This window comes from Rhizobium sp. WSM1328 (assembly GCF_057653715.1).
The window spans coordinates 3,846,031-3,865,000 of record NZ_CM172788.1 but is presented as its reverse complement, the minus strand read 5'-3'; the positions used below and the strand labels follow the sequence as shown (position 1 = coordinate 3,865,000).

Below are 18,970 nucleotides of genomic sequence, written 5' to 3'. Positions count from 1 at the left end.
CTGAGGATGTGTAGCAATACACGTGGTAGCGGAGCGTTCCGTAAGCTGATGAAGGGAGACCCGTGAGGGCTCCTGGAGGTATCGGAAGTGCGAATGTTGACATGAGTAACGATAAAGAGGGTGAGAGACCCTCTCGCCGAAAGACCAAGGGTTCCTGCTTAAAGTTAATCTGAGCAGGGTTAGCCGGCCCCTAAGGCGAGGCAGAAATGCGTAGTCGATGGGAACCACGTTAATATTCGTGGGCCTGGTGGTAGTGACGGATTGCACAAGTTGTTCATTCTTATTGGATTGGATGGGCAGCGGAGCGGTTCCAGGAAATAGCTCCACCGTATAGACCGTACCCGAAACCGACACAGGTGGTCAGGTAGAGTATACCAAGGCGCTTGAGAGAACTATGTTGAAGGAACTCGGCAAATTGCACGCGTAACTTCGGAAGAAGCGTGACCCCATGGTAGGCAACTATTATGGGGTGGCACAGACCAGGGGGTAGCGACTGTTTATCAAAAACACAGGGCTCTGCGAAGTCGCAAGACGACGTATAGGGTCTGACGCCTGCCCGGTGCTGGAAGGTTAAGAGGAGAGGTGCAAGCTTTGAATCGAAGCCCCAGTAAACGGCGGCCGTAACTATAACGGTCCTAAGGTAGCGAAATTCCTTGTCGGGTAAGTTCCGACCTGCACGAATGGCGTAACGACTTCCCCGCTGTCTCCAACATAGACTCAGTGAAATTGAATTCCCCGTGAAGATGCGGGGTTCCTGCGGTCAGACGGAAAGACCCCGTGCACCTTTACTATAGCTTTACACTGGCATTCGTGTCGGCATGTGTAGGATAGGTGGTAGGCTTTGAAGCGGGGACGCCAGTTTCCGTGGAGCCATCCTTGAAATACCACCCTTATCGTCATGGATGTCTAACCGCGGCCCGTCATCCGGGTCCGGGACAGTGTATGGTGGGTAGTTTGACTGGGGCGGTCGCCTCCGAAAGAGTAACGGAGGCGCGCGATGGTGGGCTCAGACCGGTCGGAAATCGGTCGTCGAGTGCAATGGCATAAGCCCGCCTGACTGCGAGACTGACAAGTCGAGCAGAGACGAAAGTCGGTCATAGTGATCCGGTGGTCCCGCGTGGAAGGGCCATCGCTCAACGGATAAAAGGTACGCCGGGGATAACAGGCTGATGACCCCCAAGAGTCCATATCGACGGGGTTGTTTGGCACCTCGATGTCGGCTCATCGCATCCTGGGGCTGGAGCAGGTCCCAAGGGTTTGGCTGTTCGCCAATTAAAGCGGTACGTGAGCTGGGTTCAGAACGTCGTGAGACAGTTCGGTCCCTATCTGCCGTGGGTGTAGGAATATTGACAGGATCTGTCCCTAGTACGAGAGGACCGGGATGGACATATCTCTGGTGGACCTGTTGTCCTGCCAAGGGCATAGCAGGGTAGCTACATATGGACGGGATAACCGCTGAAGGCATCTAAGCGGGAAACCCACCTGAAAACGAGTATTCCCTATCAGAGCCGTGGAAGACGACCACGTTGATAGGCCGGGTGTGGAAGTGCGGCAACGCATGAAGCTTACCGGTACTAATAGCTCGATTGGCTTGATCGTTCTCATTGACTATGCTCATCTCAAGGCGACCGCAAAGCGGTCGTCCTGACAAGGCGAAGGCGCCAGCCTTTGCCCGGTCCCGGCGAACACGAAGTGTTCGTCCGGTTGGAGCTCTAAAACGTGTTCAAAAACGAAGTCATAGCACTTCACCAGCTTCTCAAAACATATAGTTGCGCTTTGCCGACCTGGTGGTTATGGCGGGGTGGCTGCACCCGTTCCCTTTCCGAACACGGCCGTGAAACGCCCCTGCGCCCATGGTACTTCGTCTTAAGACGCGGGAGAGTAGGTCGCTGCCAGGTCTGCAAAACGCAACTGATGTAAAACAATCTTCTCATCACAAACTCTGCGGCCCATGCCGAACAAAAAGGGCCGCTCACAAGCGGCCTTTTGTGTTACAATACATCAGCAAATCTCAATGATTTGCTCTGGCGCGGGGTGGAGCAGCCCGGTAGCTCGTCAGGCTCATAACCTGAAGGCCGCAGGTTCAAATCCTGCCCCCGCAACCAATCCTTCCCTTAGATACTCCCAAGCCCCTGCCATGCAGGGGCTTTTTGTGTTGCCAGAAGAGAGCAATATCGCTGGCGCGAAGACTTCATCTTCGCTGGCGACGGTAGCTCCTCGTCCTGCGGACCATAACCTGAAGGCCGCAGGTTCAAATCCTGCCCCCGCAACCAAACAAATAGCCGCCTTCAGGGCGGCTTTTTGTTTGGTAACGGGTCGAGGGTTTAATGCCTAATCAGGGGCCCGCAAGAAGGCAAAGCCGACGCAGCGGGACAGAAAACTACAAAGCCTGCCCCCGAAACCAAATCCTTCCTTTTAAAGATCAGCATCTACCTTCTTATCGCTGGCGGAAAAGCTTCGCTTTCCCTGGCGATGGTAGCTCCTCGTTCGCAGAGCTCACCATAACCTGAAGGGTGAGCGGTCGATCGGGCCCGCCCGATAAAACAGTCCACTGAACTGTTTAAGACCCAACGGGGCAAAGCCTCAAACCGAAACCAAATTCCCAATAATACGCAAAAGCCCGCCTCGTGCGGGCTTTTTGCGTTTTTGCTTACCGGTAGGATGAACCATGCCTTCGCCCCGATAGGTGAAGCGTGCATAGCCTTCGGATCAACCCATTTATCGGTTCTTAAACAAAGAATGACAGCTTAGCTCCAATCGGTGGTGGGGATGCGGTCGTGGTAAGTGGTTTGATGTCGCGGGTTCGCATTCAGACGAAGGTGCTCGTACTATTGGCGCCATTCGTCTTTAGCCTATGCGCAGTGGGGCTGACGGGATACTACGCGTCCAGCCTTCTCGAGGGACGGATGGAGATCTCCAACCATGTTTTGCAATCCCTGAACGGGTTCAAACATGTTTCTTCCAGCATGACCGGCTTTCTGATGAAGCCGTCGCAGGAAGCCCGAGACACAGCACTTGCGGACGCCCGTAAGCAACTGGAAAACCTGAAGCAGACGATCGAGAGGCTAAGGCCGACGACCGATGTGGGGCTTCTTGACCAGGCGCTTGATCAGTCGCAAATCATCCCGCAAAAGATCGAAGCGATCTGGCAAATCGAAACGGGACAGCAGAAAATTCTCAGTGATGTGGACGCTGCTTCCGCGGCACTTCTTGACCTGCAAGGGCAGGTTGGCAAGCGCTCGTTCATGCTGATGGCCAGTGCGAAAAAGATGGAAAATACCAACAAGAGCGGCCTGAGCAATTCCGTCTCCATCAGCGCCGCCGCCAGTGTCGCGACAAAACTTCGCAATGACTATACGAACGCGACGACGCCGGCTGACAAAGTTGGCCTGCTAGCCAAATATGGGCCTGATTTGCAGAAGGCAAAGGAGCAGCTTTCGCCTGCTGTAGCGACCGAAGCCCTCGCCGCACAGTATGCCGCTGCTGTGGATGCCATCGCCAACGCTTCGAAGGTGTCGCCTGACACTTTGGATGTCCCAGCAACGGATACCGCCGTCGCCAATCTTGCTGCAACTGGCGACAGTCTCAAGACGATTGGCGACGATCTGATGCGGACCTCCGTGCTTGCGCTTGCTGCGTCGGACAAGGATATCTCTCAGGCCACGAATGTCGGCAACGAACTGCGCGCCATCGTTAACAGCAATAACGAGATCCGCGTCGGCTTCGCCGAGCTCGCCGGAAATCCAGACGACGCGCGAGTGAAGAAAGTCCAGCAGTCGATCTACATGTATCAGACCGAGCTCGGCCGTCTCGCCGGCGTGGTGAACGACGATCCCCTCTTTGTCGAAATTCCGAAGAAGGCTCAACCCGTCCTCGACCTGCTCGCGGCAAACGCGGCAGCGCTCTCAGAAGGTGCGGCGCGCAAGCTAGGTGAGTTCGACAGCGCTGCGGGGCAGATCGACAACACCTGGAACCTGCTTGCTCAATTCGCCGAGACGCAGAGGCAAAATGCTGGGCAGGATCGTCAACAGGCCAATAGAATATCTGGCGGCGCCATTGTCATCGGCATCCTGATTGCTATGACCGCGGGTGCCGCGCTGGTCGTCACCCTGAAGGGACCGATCACCCAGATTACCGCAGCGATGCGCAAGATCGCAGAGGGAAGGCTCGATACCGCAATCACCGGCGAGGCACGGGGCGACGAAATCGGGGAAATGGCCCGTGCACTTTCCGTCTTCAAACAAAATGCGCTATCGAATGTCGAGATGGAACAACAGGCAGAGATCGCGCGTAGCGATGCGGAATCCGAGCGCGCCCGCAACGAATTCGAGCGCCGTAGCGCCAAGGTCCAGGTTGATGCCGCAATCGAGGCGCTTGCAGAAGGGCTCACGCGGCTGTCGCGCGGGGAGTTGAATTTTTCCATCGATAAGCTCTTTGCCCCCGAACTCGACCGGATCCGCACCGATTTCAACATGTCGGTCGCAGGTCTCAGGGAGACGCTCTGTGATATTCGCGAGACCTCTTCCCTCATCAGCGACAATGGCCGCCAGATGGCGGAAGCCGTTGATGACCTAGCCAGCCGAACGGAAAAGCAGGCGGCCGCACTTGAGGAAACCGCAGCGGCAGTGGAGGAGATTTCTTCCGCCGTCAACACCTCTTCAGGACGGGCAGCAGCAGCGCTTGCGCTTGTCCAACGCGCCAAACAGGGCGCCGACGCCTCGGCTTCAGTGGTCCAAAACGCGGTTTCGGCCATGGGACGGATTGAGGACGCGTCGGGCAAGATCGTGCAGATCGTCAGCGCTATCGACTCCATCGCTTTCCAGACCAATCTCTTGGCTCTAAATGCGGGCGTCGAAGCGGCAAGAGCGGGTGAGGCCGGCAAGGGCTTCGCTGTCGTCGCACAGGAGGTGCGGGAGCTGGCGCAGCGATCGGCGCGCGCAGCCAAGGAAATCGGCGAGCTCATCAACAATTCCGTCCGCGAGGTTGCGTCCGGCTCCGAATTCGTCGGCCGCACCGGCGATGCGCTGATGGAGATTTCCAGCGAGATCGTCCACATCGTCGGTCATATCGAGCTCATCGCCTCGTCAAGCCGCGACCAAGCGACGACACTCCATTCGATCAACGCATCGGTGAACGATATTGATCGTATGACGCAGCAAAATGCAGCGATGGTGGAAGAGACGAATGCTGCCACCCGACAGCTATCGTCCGAGGCGCTTGCACTCACCGACATGATTGCACGCTTTCGGCTTGAAGGCCACGAGAGCCCGGCTTCAAGAGGGTACGAGGCTGCGGCATGACGGCAGCATGTATTCGCAGAACCTGTTAACTTGCTTTGAGATGCATGGTTTCCGATCACGAGGCTGATGAGTGATACGTTTTCCTTGATCAGTTTTCAGGCGCACGATAGTTGCTAAAATAGCAATATTCTAATATACGTGGAGCCGGCGTTTTAATATTTTCGTAGCCGCAAGCAACGTCCCTCCAATTGGCGGGCGTTTATTATCCTTTTCAGCAGGGCGTTCGATTTCATGAAGTAGATTAGAGATTTATAGGGGGGAGGAATAATGCGAAAGTGGGCATCTTCTCTACTGACGGCTCCGCATGGACGGCGTCGTCTTCTGTTTGGTATCTCGGGATTGCCAGCGCTCTGCGCAGTGGTGCTCTTTGCTGGTGTCGCGTCCGCGCAGGCGCCGACTGAAGAGCAGCGCAATGCGATCAGGGCGGAATGTCGATCCGATTTCATAGCACAATGTTCAGGGGTGACGCCGGGAGGTATCGAGGCGCTCACTTGTCTGCAACAGCATAATGCCACACTGTCAGCGGGCTGCCGGAAGGCGGTGTCGGCGGTGAGCAAACCCAAGTCGACATCCGCGGAGCCGGTCCCGGCGCCGCCCGCAACTACCGGGGTGACGGCGCCAGCGCCAGCGCCGGCGACGGGCACACCGGCGCATCAGCCGACCCAGGCGCAGCGCAACGCCGTCAAATCGGCCTGCCAACGGGATTTCATGGCGCAATGCTCCGGCGTCACACCGGGCGGCACCGAGGCACTCAGCTGCTTGCAGCAGCACAATGCCGCTCTTTCGGCGCCATGTCAGCAAGCCGTTGCGGCCTTGGGCGGATCTACCGGGGGAGGATCAGCAGGATCAACCCCAGCCGGCGGCGGTGCCGCGGCGACGGTTGCGACCACACCTGCTCCCCGGGCCATGATGCCGGCCTTCTCGCCGCGCGAGGAATTGATGGTCCTGCGTGAAACCTGCGGATCGGATTTTCGAGCCCTGTGCCGGATGGTGCCTCTGGGCGGAGGGCGGGGTATCGCTTGCCTGCGGGACAATCTGCAACGCGTGTCGCCTGCCTGTCACAGGGTGCTGACCTCGGGACTTTAGTGGCTGTTCGAATCCCCGCTGTGAAGAGCCACCCCGAACGGCAACCTGCCTGCGCACCAAACCGTAGGTGATCGCGCGACGGGCCGTCGTGACTGCCCTACTGAACCTTCGATATCTCCGTTTCCGCCAGGCCTGCGGTCTTTGTGCGCCCTTTCCAATATTCCTCGAGGCGCTGCAACAGGACGTAGAAGGACGGGACAAAGAGCACGGCGAGGCAGGTCGAGGCGATCATGCCGCTGAAGACCGATATGCCGATAGATTTGCGGGCGGATGCGCCGGCGCCAGTCGCCAGCACGAGCGGCAGGACGCCGAGGATAAAGGCGAAGGACGTCATCAAAATTGGCCGGAAACGCAAGCGGGCGGCCTCGACGGCCGCATCCAGTATTTCCATGCCTTCCGCCCGCCTTTCCCTAGCATATTCGACGATGAGGATGGCATTCTTCGATGCAAGCGCGATCAGCAGGATAAGGCCGATCTGCGTATAAAGGTTGTTGGCAACGCCGGCTGCCATAAGCGCTGCCACTGTGCCAAGGAGGGCGAGCGGCACGGCGAGAAGGACTGCCAGCGGCAAGATCCAGCTTTCATACTGGCCTGCGAGCACGAAATAGACGAGGAGCATGGCGAGCGCGAAGATGAAATAGATCTGCCCGCCCACGGCCTTCTCCTGATAGGACAGCGCCGTCCATTCGAAGCCTGTGCCCGGTGGCAGTGTCTGATCGGCAATCTGCTCCATGACGTCGAGCGACTGGCCGGAACTGAAGCCTGCGGCAGGCCCGCCAACGATCGTTGCAGACGGGTAGAGATTGTAGAGGCTGATCAGAGATGGGCCTTGTGTCGCGGTGACATCGACGACCGTGCCGAGCGGCACCATCGTGCCGTCACCGGCCTTGACCTTCAGATTGCGGATGTCTTCGGCGCTGACCCGGAAATCGGAAGCGGCTTGCGCATAGACCTGGAAGGTCCGGCCAAATTTGTTGAACTGGGTGACATAGCTCGATCCGACGTAACTGGAGAGAGCCGAGAAAACCTGGCCCACGGTAACCCCTAGCGTCTCCGCCTTGATCCGGTCGACAGAGACTGCGAGTTGCGGCACGTTCGAGCGAAAAGGCGTGCTCAGCCTTTGCAGGGATGACTGAGCACCGCCGTTCTTGACGATCGTGTCGGCAATCGATTGCAGCAGCGGGTAGTCGGAAATGCCGTTCCTGATCTCGACCTGCATGGTAAAGCCACTGGCATTGCCGACGCCCTGGATCGGAGGTGGCACGACCACCAGCGTCTTGGCGGCGAGCACGCTTTGCAGCGTGCCGTTCAAATGCTGGTAGATCGACAGCAGATCCTGCCCCTTTTCCTTGCCGCGCTCGTCCCAATCCTTCAGCACGACATAGGCGACGCCGGCATTCTGCAGACTGGCATTGTTGTCGAGAACGGAGATGCCGCTGATGGTCAGCACCTGATCGACGCCAGGCGTGGCTTCGGCGATCTTGCCGACCTCTTCCATCACCGCGTCGGTGCGCTCCTTCGATGCGCCGTCGGGCAGCTGCGCACTGATCAGCACATAGCCTTGATCCTCGATGGGCAGAAACGCAGTCGGCAGACGGGCGAGCCCCCAGACGGCGACACCGATCAGCGCAAGTGCTGCTATGACCATGATACCGCTGTGGCGGGTCATCGATCCGATCAGCCCGGCATAGCTGCGTTCACCCCTGTCGTAGACCTTGTTGAAGCCGCGATAGAAGATGTTGCGTTTCTCTGGCGGGACTGGTGGCCGCAGCCAAAGGGCACATTGCGTCGGTTTCAGCGTGACGGCATTGATGGCGCTGATCAGTGCCGTGGCGGCGATGACGAGGGCGAACTGCCGGTAGAGCTGTCCGGTCAGGCCGGGCAGGAAGGCGGCCGGAATGAAAACGGCCATCAGCACCAGCGTAATGCCGATGACCGGGCCAAGCAGCTCCTCCATCGCCTTTTCGGCCGCCTTTCGGCCGGACATGCCGGCCTCGATGTGTCGGGCGACCCCTTCGACAATGACGATGGCATCATCAACGACGATACCGATGGCGAGAACGATGGCAAACAGCGTCGACAGGTTGACGGTGAAACCCAATGCTGCCATGGCCGCGAAGGCGCCGATGATGGTGACCGGAACGGTGGTCGCCGGCACGAGCATCGCCCGCCAATCCTGCAGGAACACGAGAATGACGATGAGAACGAGAATGCCGGCCTCGATCAAGGTGACGTAAACCTCGTCGATGGAGGCCTCGACGAATTTTGTCGTGTCGAACGGCACGTGATATTCGAGGCCCGGCGGGAAGCTCTTCGAGAGCTCCTGCATTTTCGTGTTCACCACCTGCGCCACCGCGATGGCATTTGCCTCCGGCAGCTGAAAAATGCCGATGCCGGCAGCCGGCCGGCCGTTCTGCATGAAGGACTGACTGTAAGTCTGGGCGCCGAGTTCGACGCGGCCGATATCGCGGATCCGGGTAACACGGCCGCCCTGTCCGCTCTCGACCTTGACGACGATGTTTTCGTAGTCGGCCGCCTCGTTCAATCGGCCATTGACGTTCAGCGTGTATTGGAAGACCTGTCCCTTCGGTACCGGCGGAATGCCGATCTGGCCGGCGGCCACCTCCTGGCTTTGCTGCTGCACGACGCTGACCACATCCTGCGGCGTCAGGCCGCGCGCCTGCAGCAGGTTCGGATCCATCCAGATGCGCATGGCATATTGGCCGGCCCCGAACACGGTGACATTGCCGACACCCGGCAGGCGGGCGAGTTCATTCTGAAGATTGATGACGGCGTAGTTCGACAAGAACAGGCTGTCATAGCGGCTGTCGGGCGAGGTCAGGCTGACGAAGCCGAGGATCGCCGTCGACTTCTTTTGCGTCGTCACGCCCTGAAGCTGCACCGCTTCGGGAAGCGATGACATTGCTATGGCGACGCGGTTTTGCACCAGAACCTGGGCCTGGTCCGGATCCGTTCCGATGGCAAAGGTCACGGTCAGGGAATAGGTGCCGTCGCTTGCGCTCGTCGACTGCATATAGAGCATGTCCTGCACGCCGTTGACCTGTTGTTCGATCGGCAGCGCGACGGTATCGACGAGGGTCTGTGCGCTGGCGCCCGGGAAGCGCGTCGTCACCTGCACCGTTGGCGGAACGACATTCGGATATTGCGCCACAGGCAGCTGGAACAGCGCCACCGCGCCGATGAGCACGAAAACCAACGCCAGAACATTGGCGAGTATCGGTCGCTCGATGAAGAAACGCGAGATCATGCTGTTGTCCTTAGACGTTCAGATGAAGCATGGCGGCGGATTCATTGCGTGGTGGTCTTGGCCTTGGCATCGCCGGCGGAAGCTGCCGGCGGGTTCATTTCTATTTTCTCGGGCGCGATCTTGCCGCCGGGGATGGCCTGCTGGATACCTTGCGTCACGACCCAGTCGGCCGGATCGAGGCCGGAGTCGATGACACGGAGCGCACCTTCGCGCTGGCCGGTCTTGACCTGCTTCTGCTCGATGACGTCATCCTTGCCTAGAACGAGCAGGTAGCTGCCCAGCTGGTTCGTTCCGATGGCGTCGTCGCGCACCAGCAGAGCCTTGTCGTTGTGGCCGACCGGCACCCGGACGCGCACGAAGAGACCAGGCAGCATGGCGTGGTCCTTGTTATCGAAGAGGGCGCGCACCTGAAGCGTGCCTGTAGAGGCATCGAGCTGCGGCGAGACGTAGTCGAGATGTCCCTTATGCGGGTAGCCTTCCTCGGTCTGCAGGCCGAGTTCTGCCGGAATGCTCGGAAGATCCGTCTGCTTGAAGGTGCGCCCCTGCCTTGCCAGGGTTTCCTTGATCATCAGCACCTGGGTTTCGCTGACGTTGAAATAGGCATAAAGCGGATCGGTCTGAACGATGCTGGCGAGTTTGGTGGGACCGGATACGCCGACAAGCGCGCCGATATCGACGAGGTGATCGGTGACGGTGCCGTCGAACGGGGCAAGCACCTCCGTATATCCGAGGTTGATCGTCGCAAGATCGAGATTGGCCTGGGCATTGAGGATGGATGCATTCGCCTCGTCGAGCGTCGCTTTGGCGCTGTCAACCGCGGTCTGGGTGGTGACCTGTTGCTTCGACAGATTGAGCTGCCGGTCGTATTCCTGCTTCGCGCCGACCTGGGACGCTTGTTGCGAGGCGAGCGATGCCTTGGCCTGATCCAGTTGTGCCTGATAAGTGTTGCGCTCAATTCCGAAGAGCTTGGTGCCCTTCATCACCGTCATGCCGTCCTGGTAATCGATCGATTGGACGTAGCCTTGGACGCGCGCCTCGATATCGACGGAGTTGAGCGGCGCCGTGTTGCCGGTGAGTTCGAAATAGAGCGTTACCGGTTGCTGGACCGGCTGGGCGATACGAACCGGAGGTGGAGGAGGGGCAACGTAGGTGTTGCCGCTTTCCTCACAGCCAGCGAGAATTGCCATGCCGGCAAGCATCACGGACAGGTGCAGACCCTGATACAATCTCACACGCATTGCCGCCGCCCCGATGTTTACGAGCCTACTGCATAATTCATAGAATCAAATCGGTTTTTTGAATTATGCAGCAATTTCAATGATCTACTGCGTCCTTTGCGCGTCTGAAAAGACGCGCGGCGCTGTAGTCTTCATGCGTGCCTCGGTGGAGACGACCCCTCTCCGAAAAGTTCCGGCATGCGATATTATGTCGCGGCATTGCTAAAAATTGCAATAGCTGCTGGTGCACAATTAAACTGTGAGCTCGTCCATCGATGGACAAGATGACGCGGCTAGAGCCTTTCCGGGTTAGATTGAAGCATTCTGTTGGCTCAAACGGAGTCGGATGGTCGACCGGCCGGCGCGCGTCGTAGCCCAGCTCTACGGCCAAGCCGGCCGGTCGATCAGCCGGCCCGTTTCAGCCAACCCGAAGGGCCGGGCATCTTTGCGCCAGGATCAAAGGCGATCGGCTCGGACGTACCAAGGGTATGCCCTTCGCCAATCGCCTTTGCCCTGACGAAAACCTGCTCCGGCAGAATGCTTCAATCTAACCCGGAAAGGCTCTAGGGTTTCCCCAGCCGTTCGATGGCAAACTGTAATGGTGCATCCGAAACACGGATCAGCCCGACATATGGGTTGGCCATATCCGAAACCAGGAAGATGGCGCCGGCGACGGACAGGGCGCAGACGAGCAGAATTGACAGCACTGTCGGATTGGCCGGCGCCTGCAGCCCGAAGGTCGCAAAGAGCAGCGAGAGCCAACAGACGAGAACGGTCAGAAAGGCCCAGGGCAAACCCTCTTTGCCGGATTCGACCAACAGCCAGTGGGTTTCGGCCAACATGCCGCTCACTTCCAGCGCACGCGCCTGGAGAGAGTGCTGCACGGCATCCCTCGGCGCCAGGGATCGAAGGTCGGCCTGAACCGCCTCGATATCCTGATATTCCCCCGGCGCATTGCCGGATGTCTCGTCGGTGGTTTCGGCAGTCCAGCCACGGCTCAGCCGTTTCTCGATGAGTTCACGCAGCAATTGACGCGCCTTGTTGGTTTCCGGCCCGTATTGCGCCATGACGCGGTCAAGCAGGAGTACCCGTGCCGCCGCCGTTCTCATTTCCACTTCGGCGGTGTCATAGGACGACTTGGCGGATGCGATCAGAAGGCCGAGAGCCAGAGCCGACAGCGTTCCCACCACGGCGGTCGCCAGCCTGATGACGTCCTTGGATTCTGCATTGAGATGGTGATCAGGCAAGCGGCAGCGCACCAGCAATCCTATCGATGTTGCCATCGACAGAAAAACAAATACAAGCCCGCCAACCAACAGTGAGCCCAAGTCCGGTCTCCGTATTGCCACGTAAGTCCTGCAGCCACCTTGCAAGCTGCGCAATAGCTCCCGTCATCATAGCGGAAGACGGACCAAGCACGGAACTCTTTACTTTCCTGATCTTGCGCGGCCGCAATCGGGCGGGTTTCATTGCTGGAAAATGAGCAGCACGTAAGCCAGGAAAAGCACCAGATGGACAGCACCTTGCATGAGGTGCGTGCGGCCGCTGGCAAAGGTGATGATGCTGACGGCCAGAGTGAGTAGGAGCATGACCAGGTCTCCATGTTCCAGGCCGAGCGTCACCGGGTGCCCGTAAAGACGGCTGATGACAAGCATTGCCGGCACGGTTAGCCCGATCGTCGACAATACCGAACCAAGAAAGATGTTGACGGCGCGCTGAAGATTGTTGGCGACGGACGCGCGCACGGCGCTGATTGCCTCGGGTGTCGCGACAAGGATGGCCATGACGACACCGCCAAATGCGGTTGGGGCATGCAGGGTTTCGATAATGTAATCGATCGGCCGCGCAAGCTGTTCGACCAGAAAGACGACGGGACCCATATAGGCGAAAAGCAGAATGGCATGAGGCCAGACCGGCCCGCGGGGAGGAGCATGTTCACTATGATGCTCGTGGCGATTGCTGTCGTCGGCGAAATAATCATGATGGCGGCCGGCCTGAAGAAACAGAAAGGTGGCGTAAAGGCCGACCGAGATAATGCCCAGGATCAGTTGCCGCGGTGCCGATGGATGTTGTCCGTCCGGGCCTGCAAGAAATGTCGGCATCACCAGGCTCAGGGTCGCCAGCGGCACGATGACGCCGAGATAGGCGTTGGCGCCCTGCAGGTTATGCTGTTGTTCCGGTCGCCGCCACGCACCCAGCAGTAATGACAGGCCGACCATGCCGTTCAGGATGATCATGACGACCGCAAACAGCGTGTCGCGCGCAAGCGTGGGATTGTTCTCGCCATGGATCATGACGGCCGATATCGCCATCACCTCGATCGAGGTGATGGCGAGCGTCAGTATGAGCGTACCGTAAGGCTCCTTCAGCCGCTCCGCCAGATGATCCGCATGCCGCACGACCGACAGAGCGGAGCCTAGGACGACGGCAAATAGCCAGATGAAAACGACAGTGAACCAAAGCGGATCGGCAAGCCGGCCGAAGAGCTGCTCCTGGAAGGCAAGAAACGTCAGGCTGGTCACGACGCTGACGCCGAGGAACCATTCCTCGCGCACCAGGCTGGTTGCGCCGACGGCGCGCAATGCCGGACCCTCCGTCATCGAAACCATCCGCCTTCTGGCAAATGCCGCTGCAATGCGATCATCAACACCATTGTCTCCGCCCGCTGTTCCCCTGCCCGTCCCATGAGCAGGCGCAGACGAGGCTGCCTCAAGGCGAACCGAAGCTCAAGCCAGATCGTAGATCACTGATTAAAACTTGCAGGGTTCTGTCGTTCATCACCCACGGATCTAGACAAAAGAGCAGTCGCCGACGGTCGATCGCGCCGCGCCTTGCGTTATTCGCGGCCGGTCGCCGGGATTGCAGCACCGGTGACAACGGCTGCGGCCGGCGAAATCAGGAAGGCAATGAGGCGGGCGATCGATTGCGGCGATACCCAGCCGTCCGTCTTCGCATCGGGCATGGCCGCGTGGTTCTCGGGCGTGTCGATCGTCCCGGGCAGGATGCAGTTGGCGGTGATGCGATCGTCGCGGCATTCGGCAGCGATCGCCTCGGTCAGCCGGATGACGGCGGCTTTAGAGGCGGCGTAAGCGGCCTGCTTGGCGCCAGCCTTCAGGCCGGGCGCGGCGGCGACATGAACGATGCGGCCGTAGCCGGCGGCCTTCATGGTCGGGAGAACCGCGGCACTGATTGTCAGGGCAGTGCGGGCGTTTGCGGTCATCATCGTCTCCCACTGCGCGGGTGCCTCCGGCCCGACCAGCCCCATCTGGAAGCCACCGACGGTGTTGACCAATGCGCTCACGCCGCCAAAGCGCTTGACGGCCCGAGCGACGGCGGCGGCGCAGGAAGCATAATCGGTGAGATCCGTTCCGGCGATCGACAGAAACTCCGTGGAGGCAGGAAGATCGCCGGCCAAGGCTTCCAGCTCATGGCTCGAACGGTTCATGCAGACGAGTTTCGCGCCGGCGCCGGCAAGCTCGCGGACAACGGCGCTGCCGAGGTTGCCGCCGGCTCCGGTGACGATCACGGCTTTCTGGTCTTTCATGGCAATCGATCTCCTGACGGTGCCCGCGCTGGACGGTGCCGCGCATTGTTGATCCAGGCTGTGCGGCAGCGCAAGCCCGCCGCCCAGATGTTTGCAAAACGGCCCGCGAAGCTATCCGCAGGCCGTTCGTCTTTGATCGCCTGTCGGACCAGCTTTCAATGATATTTCGCCCGTTCGCGGTCGAGGATGACAGGCGCGTCGAGGCCGGCGATGGGACGGGTGACATCGGCCGGGATGTCGCCGGTGAGCTGCAGGTCGAGATAGCGGGCACAGCAGACCCGCAGGAAAGACGTGAAGTTGCCGAGATCGTGGCCGGCATCGATCGATTCATGATGCAGCCGGGTGATCAGCTGGACGACATTCATGCCGTCGCGGCGGGCGATTTCCTCCAGCTTCGCCCAGAAGAAGTTCTCCAGCCTGACGCTGGTGACCATGCCGTCGATGCGCAGCGATCGGGTGGCGCTTTCCCAGAGCCGAGCATCCGCCTTGATAAACAGTTCACACATATCGTCCTCCCCGGTGCCGCCCTCCTCAGGCGGCGTTGGTTTCGAGCAGTGCTGCGGCATCGAGCACGGCCATGAACTGGCGCAGCCACGACGGATGCGCCGGCCAAGCGGGCGCCGTGACCAGATTGCCGTCCGAGACTGCATCGCTGATAGCGATGTCGGCATAAATGCCGCCGGCAAGTTCGACCTCCGGCCGGCAGGCGGGATAGGCCGAGCAGGTGCGGCCCTTCAGCACGCCAGCGGCGGCGAGCAGTTGCGCGCCATGGCAGATGGCGGCGACGGGTTTTCCTGCGTCGAAGAAGTGCCGGACGAATTTGAGGACATCGGCATTGAGGCGAAGATATTCTGGCGCGCGGCCGCCGGGGATGACGAGGGCATCGTAATCTTCGGCCCGCACACTCTCGAAAGTGGCGTTCAGCGCAAAATTATGGCCGCGCTTTTCGGAATAGGTCTGGTCGCCTTCGAAATCGTGGATGGCGGTGGCGACGGTCTCGCCAGCGTTCTTGCCGGGGCAGACGGCATGGACCGTATAGCCGCAGGCGAGCAGTGTCTGGAACGGCACCATCGTTTCGTAATCTTCGGTGAAATCACCTGTTATCATCAGGATCTTTGAGGCTGGCATCGTTTCCTCCCTTTGAAACCAACTGGCGGAGCTTAGCAAAGAGCTGTGGAGAGCAGGTACTATGGGAATACTACAGGCGAAATTCCCACCGGTCGAACGACAGCCTCAGACCGCCCTGACCTTCACATCAGGCACTGCGCAGGCCTCGCCGCCGCCGAAGAGGCGGGAGCGGGTGAGGAAGCGCTTCTCGCGGCCATTGTCGAGCGAGAACATGCCGCCGCGGCCGGGCACGACGTCGATGATCAGCTGCGTATGCTTCCACGCCTCGAACTGGCCGGCGCTGATATAAACAGGTACGCCGCCGATCTCGCCGAGCTTGACGTCACTGTCGCCGATCATGAATTCGTTGGCCGGATAACACATCGGCGAGGAGCCGTCGCAGCAGCCGCCGGACTGGTGGAAGAGGATATCGGGATGATCGCGCTTGATTTCTGCGATCAGATCGAGAGCTGCGTCGGTTGCGAGAACACGCGGTTCGCCGTTGACGGTGGTTTCCATCACTCTTCCTCCAAAGTTTCGGGAGGAGAATTCCCCTCCCCAACCCCTCCCCACAAGGGGGAGGGACTTATAATGCCGCTCCGACAGCTCACCACGCCGAAGTTTCGGCAAGAAGATATGTCTTTTTAGAACGAGGCAGTTCAACGGGTTAAGCCCCTCCCCCTTGTGGGGAGGGGTTGGGGAGGGGGTTGAGACCCTCCCACCATGCCGAAGCATCTCAGAAGAAGCCGAGTGCCTTCGGGCTGTAGCTCACCAGCATGTTCTTGGTCTGCTGGTAGTGGTCGAGCATCATCTTATGGGTTTCACGGCCGATGCCCGACTGCTTGTAGCCGCCGAAGGCGGCATGGGCCGGGTAGGCGTGGTAGCAGTTGGTCCAGACGCGGCCGGCCTGGATCTCGCGGCCGAAACGGTAGCAGCGATTGGCATCGCGGCTCCAGACGCCGGCGCCGAGGCCGTAGAGCGTGTCGTTAGCGATTTCGAGCGCTTCCTTCTCGTTCTTGAAGGTCGTCACCGAAACCACCGGCCCGAAGATTTCCTCCTGGAACACGCGCATCTTGTTGTGACCCTTGAAGATCGTCGGCTTGACATAGTAGCCGTTCGCCAGCTCGCCGCCGAGATCGTTGCGCGAGCCGCCGGTCAGCACTTCCGCGCCTTCCTGCTTGCCGATGTCGAGATAGGCGAGGATCTTTTCCAGCTGCTCGGTCGAGGCCTGGGCGCCGATCATCGTTGCGCTATCGAGCGGGTTGCCCTGCTTGATCGCCTCAACGCGTTTGACGGCCTTTTCCATGAAACGGTCGTAGATCGATTCCTGGACGAGGGCGCGGCTCGGGCAGGTGCAGACTTCGCCCTGGTTCAAGGCAAACATCGCAAAGCCTTCGAACGCCTTGTCGAGGAAGTCGTCGTCTTCCGCCATCACGTCGGCGAAGAAGATGTTCGGCGATTTGCCGCCGAGCTCCAGCGTCACCGGAATGAGGTTCTGGCTGGCATATTGCATGATAAGCCGGCCTGTCGTCGTCTCGCCGGTGAAGGCGATCTTAGCGACGCGCGGGCTGGTCGCCAGCGGCTTGCCGGCTTCGAGGCCGAAACCGTTGACGATGTTGAGGACCCCTGCCGGCAGGAGATCGCCGACGAGTTCAGCCCAGACCAGGATCGAGGCCGGGGTCTGCTCGGCGGGTTTCAGTACGACGCAATTGCCGGCGGCAAGTGCGGGCGCCAGCTTCCAGGTGGCCATCAGGATCGGGAAGTTCCACGGAATGATCTGGCCGACGACGCCGAGCGGCTCATGGAAGTGATAGGCGACAGTGTCGTGGTCAATCTCGCCGATCGAACCTTCCTGGGCGCGAATGCAGGAGGCGAAATAACGGAAATGGTCGATCGCCAGCGGAATGTCGGCCGCCATGGTTTCACGGATCGGCTTGCCATTGTCCCAGGTCTCAGCCTGGGCGAGCAATTCAAGCTTGTCTTCCATGCGCTGGGCGATCTTCATGAGGATATTGGAGCGCTCGGCAACCGAGGTGCGACCCCATTTTTCCTTTGCCGCATGAGCGGCGTCGAGTGCGAGGTTAATGTCCTTTTCATTGGAGCGGGGAATGTCGCAGAGCTTGCCGCCGGTGACGGGCGTGAGGTTTTCGAAGTATTTTCCCTCGACCGGCTCGCGCCATTCGCCGCCGATATAGTTGCCGTATTTCAGCTTGAACGGCGACTCGACGATTTTCTGATGAAGCATGTCATCCTCCCTTGATGATCCAGGTTCCCAAGCGAACCAGTGGGAGGAAAATGAGCATGTTTTGGCGGAGGGACTAGGGCGGGTCTTCCATACCGCAGTGCACAGTGTCGCAGACCTGCGACAGCATCGGTCACGATTGCTCCAGGAGCGGGACCTTTACACCGATCAGTGGAGATCGAGCTTTTTCATCTTCCTGTGCAGCGTGGCACGGCTGATGCCGAGTGCGATCGCTGCCTGCGAGACATTGCCGCCGGCGCGCGACAACGCCCGCAAGAGTGCCGCCTTCTCCGCCTCGACGATCTCATCCTGCTGGGAGACGCCAGCCTCGTGCAGGGCATCGGCCGCCGGAATGCCGGCGGCGATGCGCTTGTCGTCCAGCTGCAACGCGATGCGGGCGGCGCGCGTTGCGCCGAGCACCAGATCGTGCCTGTCGACGGCGAGCAGGGCGGCAGCGGAATTGGCTCCGGCCGGGACCATCAGGAAACGGGCGCCGGCAAAGGCCGAGCGGAAAAGGTTGAGTTCGATGCGCATCGCCGCATCGCGCACGGTCTGCGTCAGGATCGCCAGCGTCATCTCGTTGACGTCTTCGCGGCATGCGGAGATGTCGAGGGCTGCTGCCACCTGCCCATGATGATCGCGGATCGGCGCTGTCGTGCAGCTGAGGCTGGTGTTCGAGCTGAAAAAATGCTGATCGCGGAAGATGGCGACGGCACGCTCGTCGGCAAGTGCGGTGCCGATGCCGTTGGTGCCGATGCTGGCCTCGGTCCAGACCGAGCCGGTCCAGAGGCCGAGTTCGCGGAATTCCTTGTCGTCTCCGGCAGCGCCCCGGCGTTCCAGCGCGATGCCGTTCTTGTCGGTCAGAAGCAGGCAGCAGCCGGCCCTGCCAACGGTGGTAAAGAGACGATCGAGCTCTTCCGTGGCGCTGGCAATCAGCTGTTCGGACTGCTCGCGCGCGCGGCGGAATTCCTGGTCGGTCAGGCGCAGTGGAGCCCGCTGGTCCTCGGGGGCGAGCTGGTGCATGGTCATGCACCGCCGCCATGAGGCGACGACAGGGGAACTCGCCGCCGCAGAATCGCGCTGGGCAGATGTGTAGACGTGCTCGGCGTGCGCTGAGTGTTCGTGCATCGGCTCCTCCCATCGAATTTCAGCACATTCTGATAGAAAAATGGCTGGTTTGCAATCGGCCGGCGCTGGCGGGCGTCA

The 18,970-nt window shown here is 59.9% G+C and carries 12 protein-coding genes, 1 tRNA gene and 2 rRNA genes (1 of these 15 cut by a window edge); 5 read left to right on the top strand and 10 right to left on the bottom strand.

The genetic code is table 11. The annotated features are described in order from the left end of the window. From AC2444_RS19260 to AC2444_RS19240, 5 genes are all read left to right on the top strand, one after another. Positions 1-1,599, top strand: a 23S ribosomal RNA gene (locus AC2444_RS19260) (it extends 1,305 nt beyond the left edge of the window). 184 nt (positions 1,600-1,783) lie between these two features. After that, positions 1,784-1,898, top strand: a 5S ribosomal RNA gene (gene rrf, locus AC2444_RS19255). Positions 1,899-2,028: 130 nt separating this feature from the next. Further along, positions 2,029-2,105, top strand: a tRNA-Met gene (locus tag AC2444_RS19250). A gap of 672 nt (positions 2,106-2,777) precedes the next feature. Then, positions 2,778-5,300: a methyl-accepting chemotaxis protein gene (locus tag AC2444_RS19245; protein WP_128450429.1), complete on the top strand. Its 2,523-nt coding sequence runs from the start codon at positions 2,778-2,780 to the stop codon at positions 5,298-5,300. 267 nt (positions 5,301-5,567) lie between these two features. Beyond that, on the top strand, positions 5,568-6,386 hold the full coding sequence (locus AC2444_RS19240) for a hypothetical protein (RefSeq protein ID WP_012759125.1): 819 nt from the start codon (positions 5,568-5,570) through the stop codon (positions 6,384-6,386). 97 nt (positions 6,387-6,483) lie between these two features. On the opposite strand, the gene AC2444_RS19235 is transcribed toward AC2444_RS19240, so the two are convergent. The 10 genes from AC2444_RS19235 to AC2444_RS19190 form a co-directional block, all read right to left on the bottom strand. Further along, positions 6,484-9,654 (bottom strand): efflux RND transporter permease subunit, encoded by a 3,171-nt coding sequence (locus tag AC2444_RS19235; RefSeq protein WP_128450430.1) that lies wholly within the window; start codon positions 9,652-9,654, stop codon positions 6,484-6,486. Between the two features lie 41 nt (positions 9,655-9,695). Then, a complete protein-coding gene (locus AC2444_RS19230; RefSeq protein WP_012759123.1) occupies positions 9,696-10,892 on the bottom strand; it encodes an efflux RND transporter periplasmic adaptor subunit in 1,197 nt (398 codons plus the stop codon). Between the two features lie 542 nt (positions 10,893-11,434). Continuing rightward, a complete protein-coding gene (locus AC2444_RS19225; protein WP_012759122.1) occupies positions 11,435-12,199 on the bottom strand; it encodes a bestrophin-like domain in 765 nt (254 codons plus the stop codon). Positions 12,200-12,337: 138 nt separating this feature from the next. Continuing rightward, a complete protein-coding gene (locus AC2444_RS19220) occupies positions 12,338-13,471 on the bottom strand; it encodes a calcium:cation antiporter (RefSeq protein ID WP_012759121.1) in 1,134 nt (377 codons plus the stop codon). 236 nt (positions 13,472-13,707) lie between these two features. After that, a complete protein-coding gene (locus tag AC2444_RS19215; RefSeq protein ID WP_012759120.1) occupies positions 13,708-14,415 on the bottom strand; it encodes an SDR family NAD(P)-dependent oxidoreductase in 708 nt (235 codons plus the stop codon). 155 nt (positions 14,416-14,570) lie between these two features. Then, a complete protein-coding gene (locus AC2444_RS19210) occupies positions 14,571-14,921 on the bottom strand; it encodes a ribbon-helix-helix domain-containing protein (RefSeq protein ID WP_012759119.1) in 351 nt (116 codons plus the stop codon). Positions 14,922-14,946: 25 nt separating this feature from the next. Beyond that, complete coding sequence (locus AC2444_RS19205; protein WP_012759118.1) at positions 14,947-15,543, bottom strand: DJ-1/PfpI family protein; 597 nt, start codon at positions 15,541-15,543, stop codon at positions 14,947-14,949. A 105-nt stretch (positions 15,544-15,648) separates the two neighbouring features. Then, the gene (locus AC2444_RS19200) at positions 15,649-16,041 is read right to left on the bottom strand and encodes a DUF779 domain-containing protein (protein WP_012759117.1); all 393 of its coding nucleotides are present in this window, start codon (positions 16,039-16,041) and stop codon (positions 15,649-15,651) included. A 217-nt stretch (positions 16,042-16,258) separates the two neighbouring features. Then, positions 16,259-17,767: an aldehyde dehydrogenase gene (gene adh / locus AC2444_RS19195; protein WP_012759116.1), complete on the bottom strand. Its 1,509-nt coding sequence runs from the start codon at positions 17,765-17,767 to the stop codon at positions 16,259-16,261. Positions 17,768-17,932: 165 nt separating this feature from the next. Continuing rightward, positions 17,933-18,892, bottom strand: a complete 960-nt coding sequence (locus tag AC2444_RS19190) for a helix-turn-helix domain-containing protein (RefSeq protein WP_012759115.1) — start codon at positions 18,890-18,892, stop codon at positions 17,933-17,935. Positions 18,893-18,970 lie beyond the last annotated feature (78 nt).

Excerpts from the sequence above, each read along its gene's own strand:
- AC2444_RS19190 (WP_012759115.1), bottom strand. The coding sequence starts at position 18,892 with ATGCACGAACACTCAGCGCACGCCGAGCACGTCTACACATCTGCCCAG.
- AC2444_RS19240 (WP_012759125.1), top strand. The coding sequence starts at position 5,568 with ATGCGAAAGTGGGCATCTTCTCTACTGACGGCTCCGCATGGACGGCGT.
- AC2444_RS19230 (WP_012759123.1), bottom strand. The coding sequence starts at position 10,892 with ATGCGTGTGAGATTGTATCAGGGTCTGCACCTGTCCGTGATGCTTGCC.
- AC2444_RS19210 (WP_012759119.1), bottom strand. The coding sequence starts at position 14,921 with ATGTGTGAACTGTTTATCAAGGCGGATGCTCGGCTCTGGGAAAGCGCC.
- AC2444_RS19220 (WP_012759121.1), bottom strand. The coding sequence starts at position 13,471 with ATGACGGAGGGTCCGGCATTGCGCGCCGTCGGCGCAACCAGCCTGGTG.
- AC2444_RS19235 (WP_128450430.1), bottom strand. The coding sequence starts at position 9,654 with ATGATCTCGCGTTTCTTCATCGAGCGACCGATACTCGCCAATGTTCTG.
- adh (WP_012759116.1), bottom strand. The coding sequence starts at position 17,767 with ATGCTTCATCAGAAAATCGTCGAGTCGCCGTTCAAGCTGAAATACGGC.
- AC2444_RS19215 (WP_012759120.1), bottom strand. The coding sequence starts at position 14,415 with ATGAAAGACCAGAAAGCCGTGATCGTCACCGGAGCCGGCGGCAACCTC.
- AC2444_RS19205 (WP_012759118.1), bottom strand. The coding sequence starts at position 15,543 with ATGCCAGCCTCAAAGATCCTGATGATAACAGGTGATTTCACCGAAGAT.
- AC2444_RS19200 (WP_012759117.1), bottom strand. The coding sequence starts at position 16,041 with ATGGAAACCACCGTCAACGGCGAACCGCGTGTTCTCGCAACCGACGCA.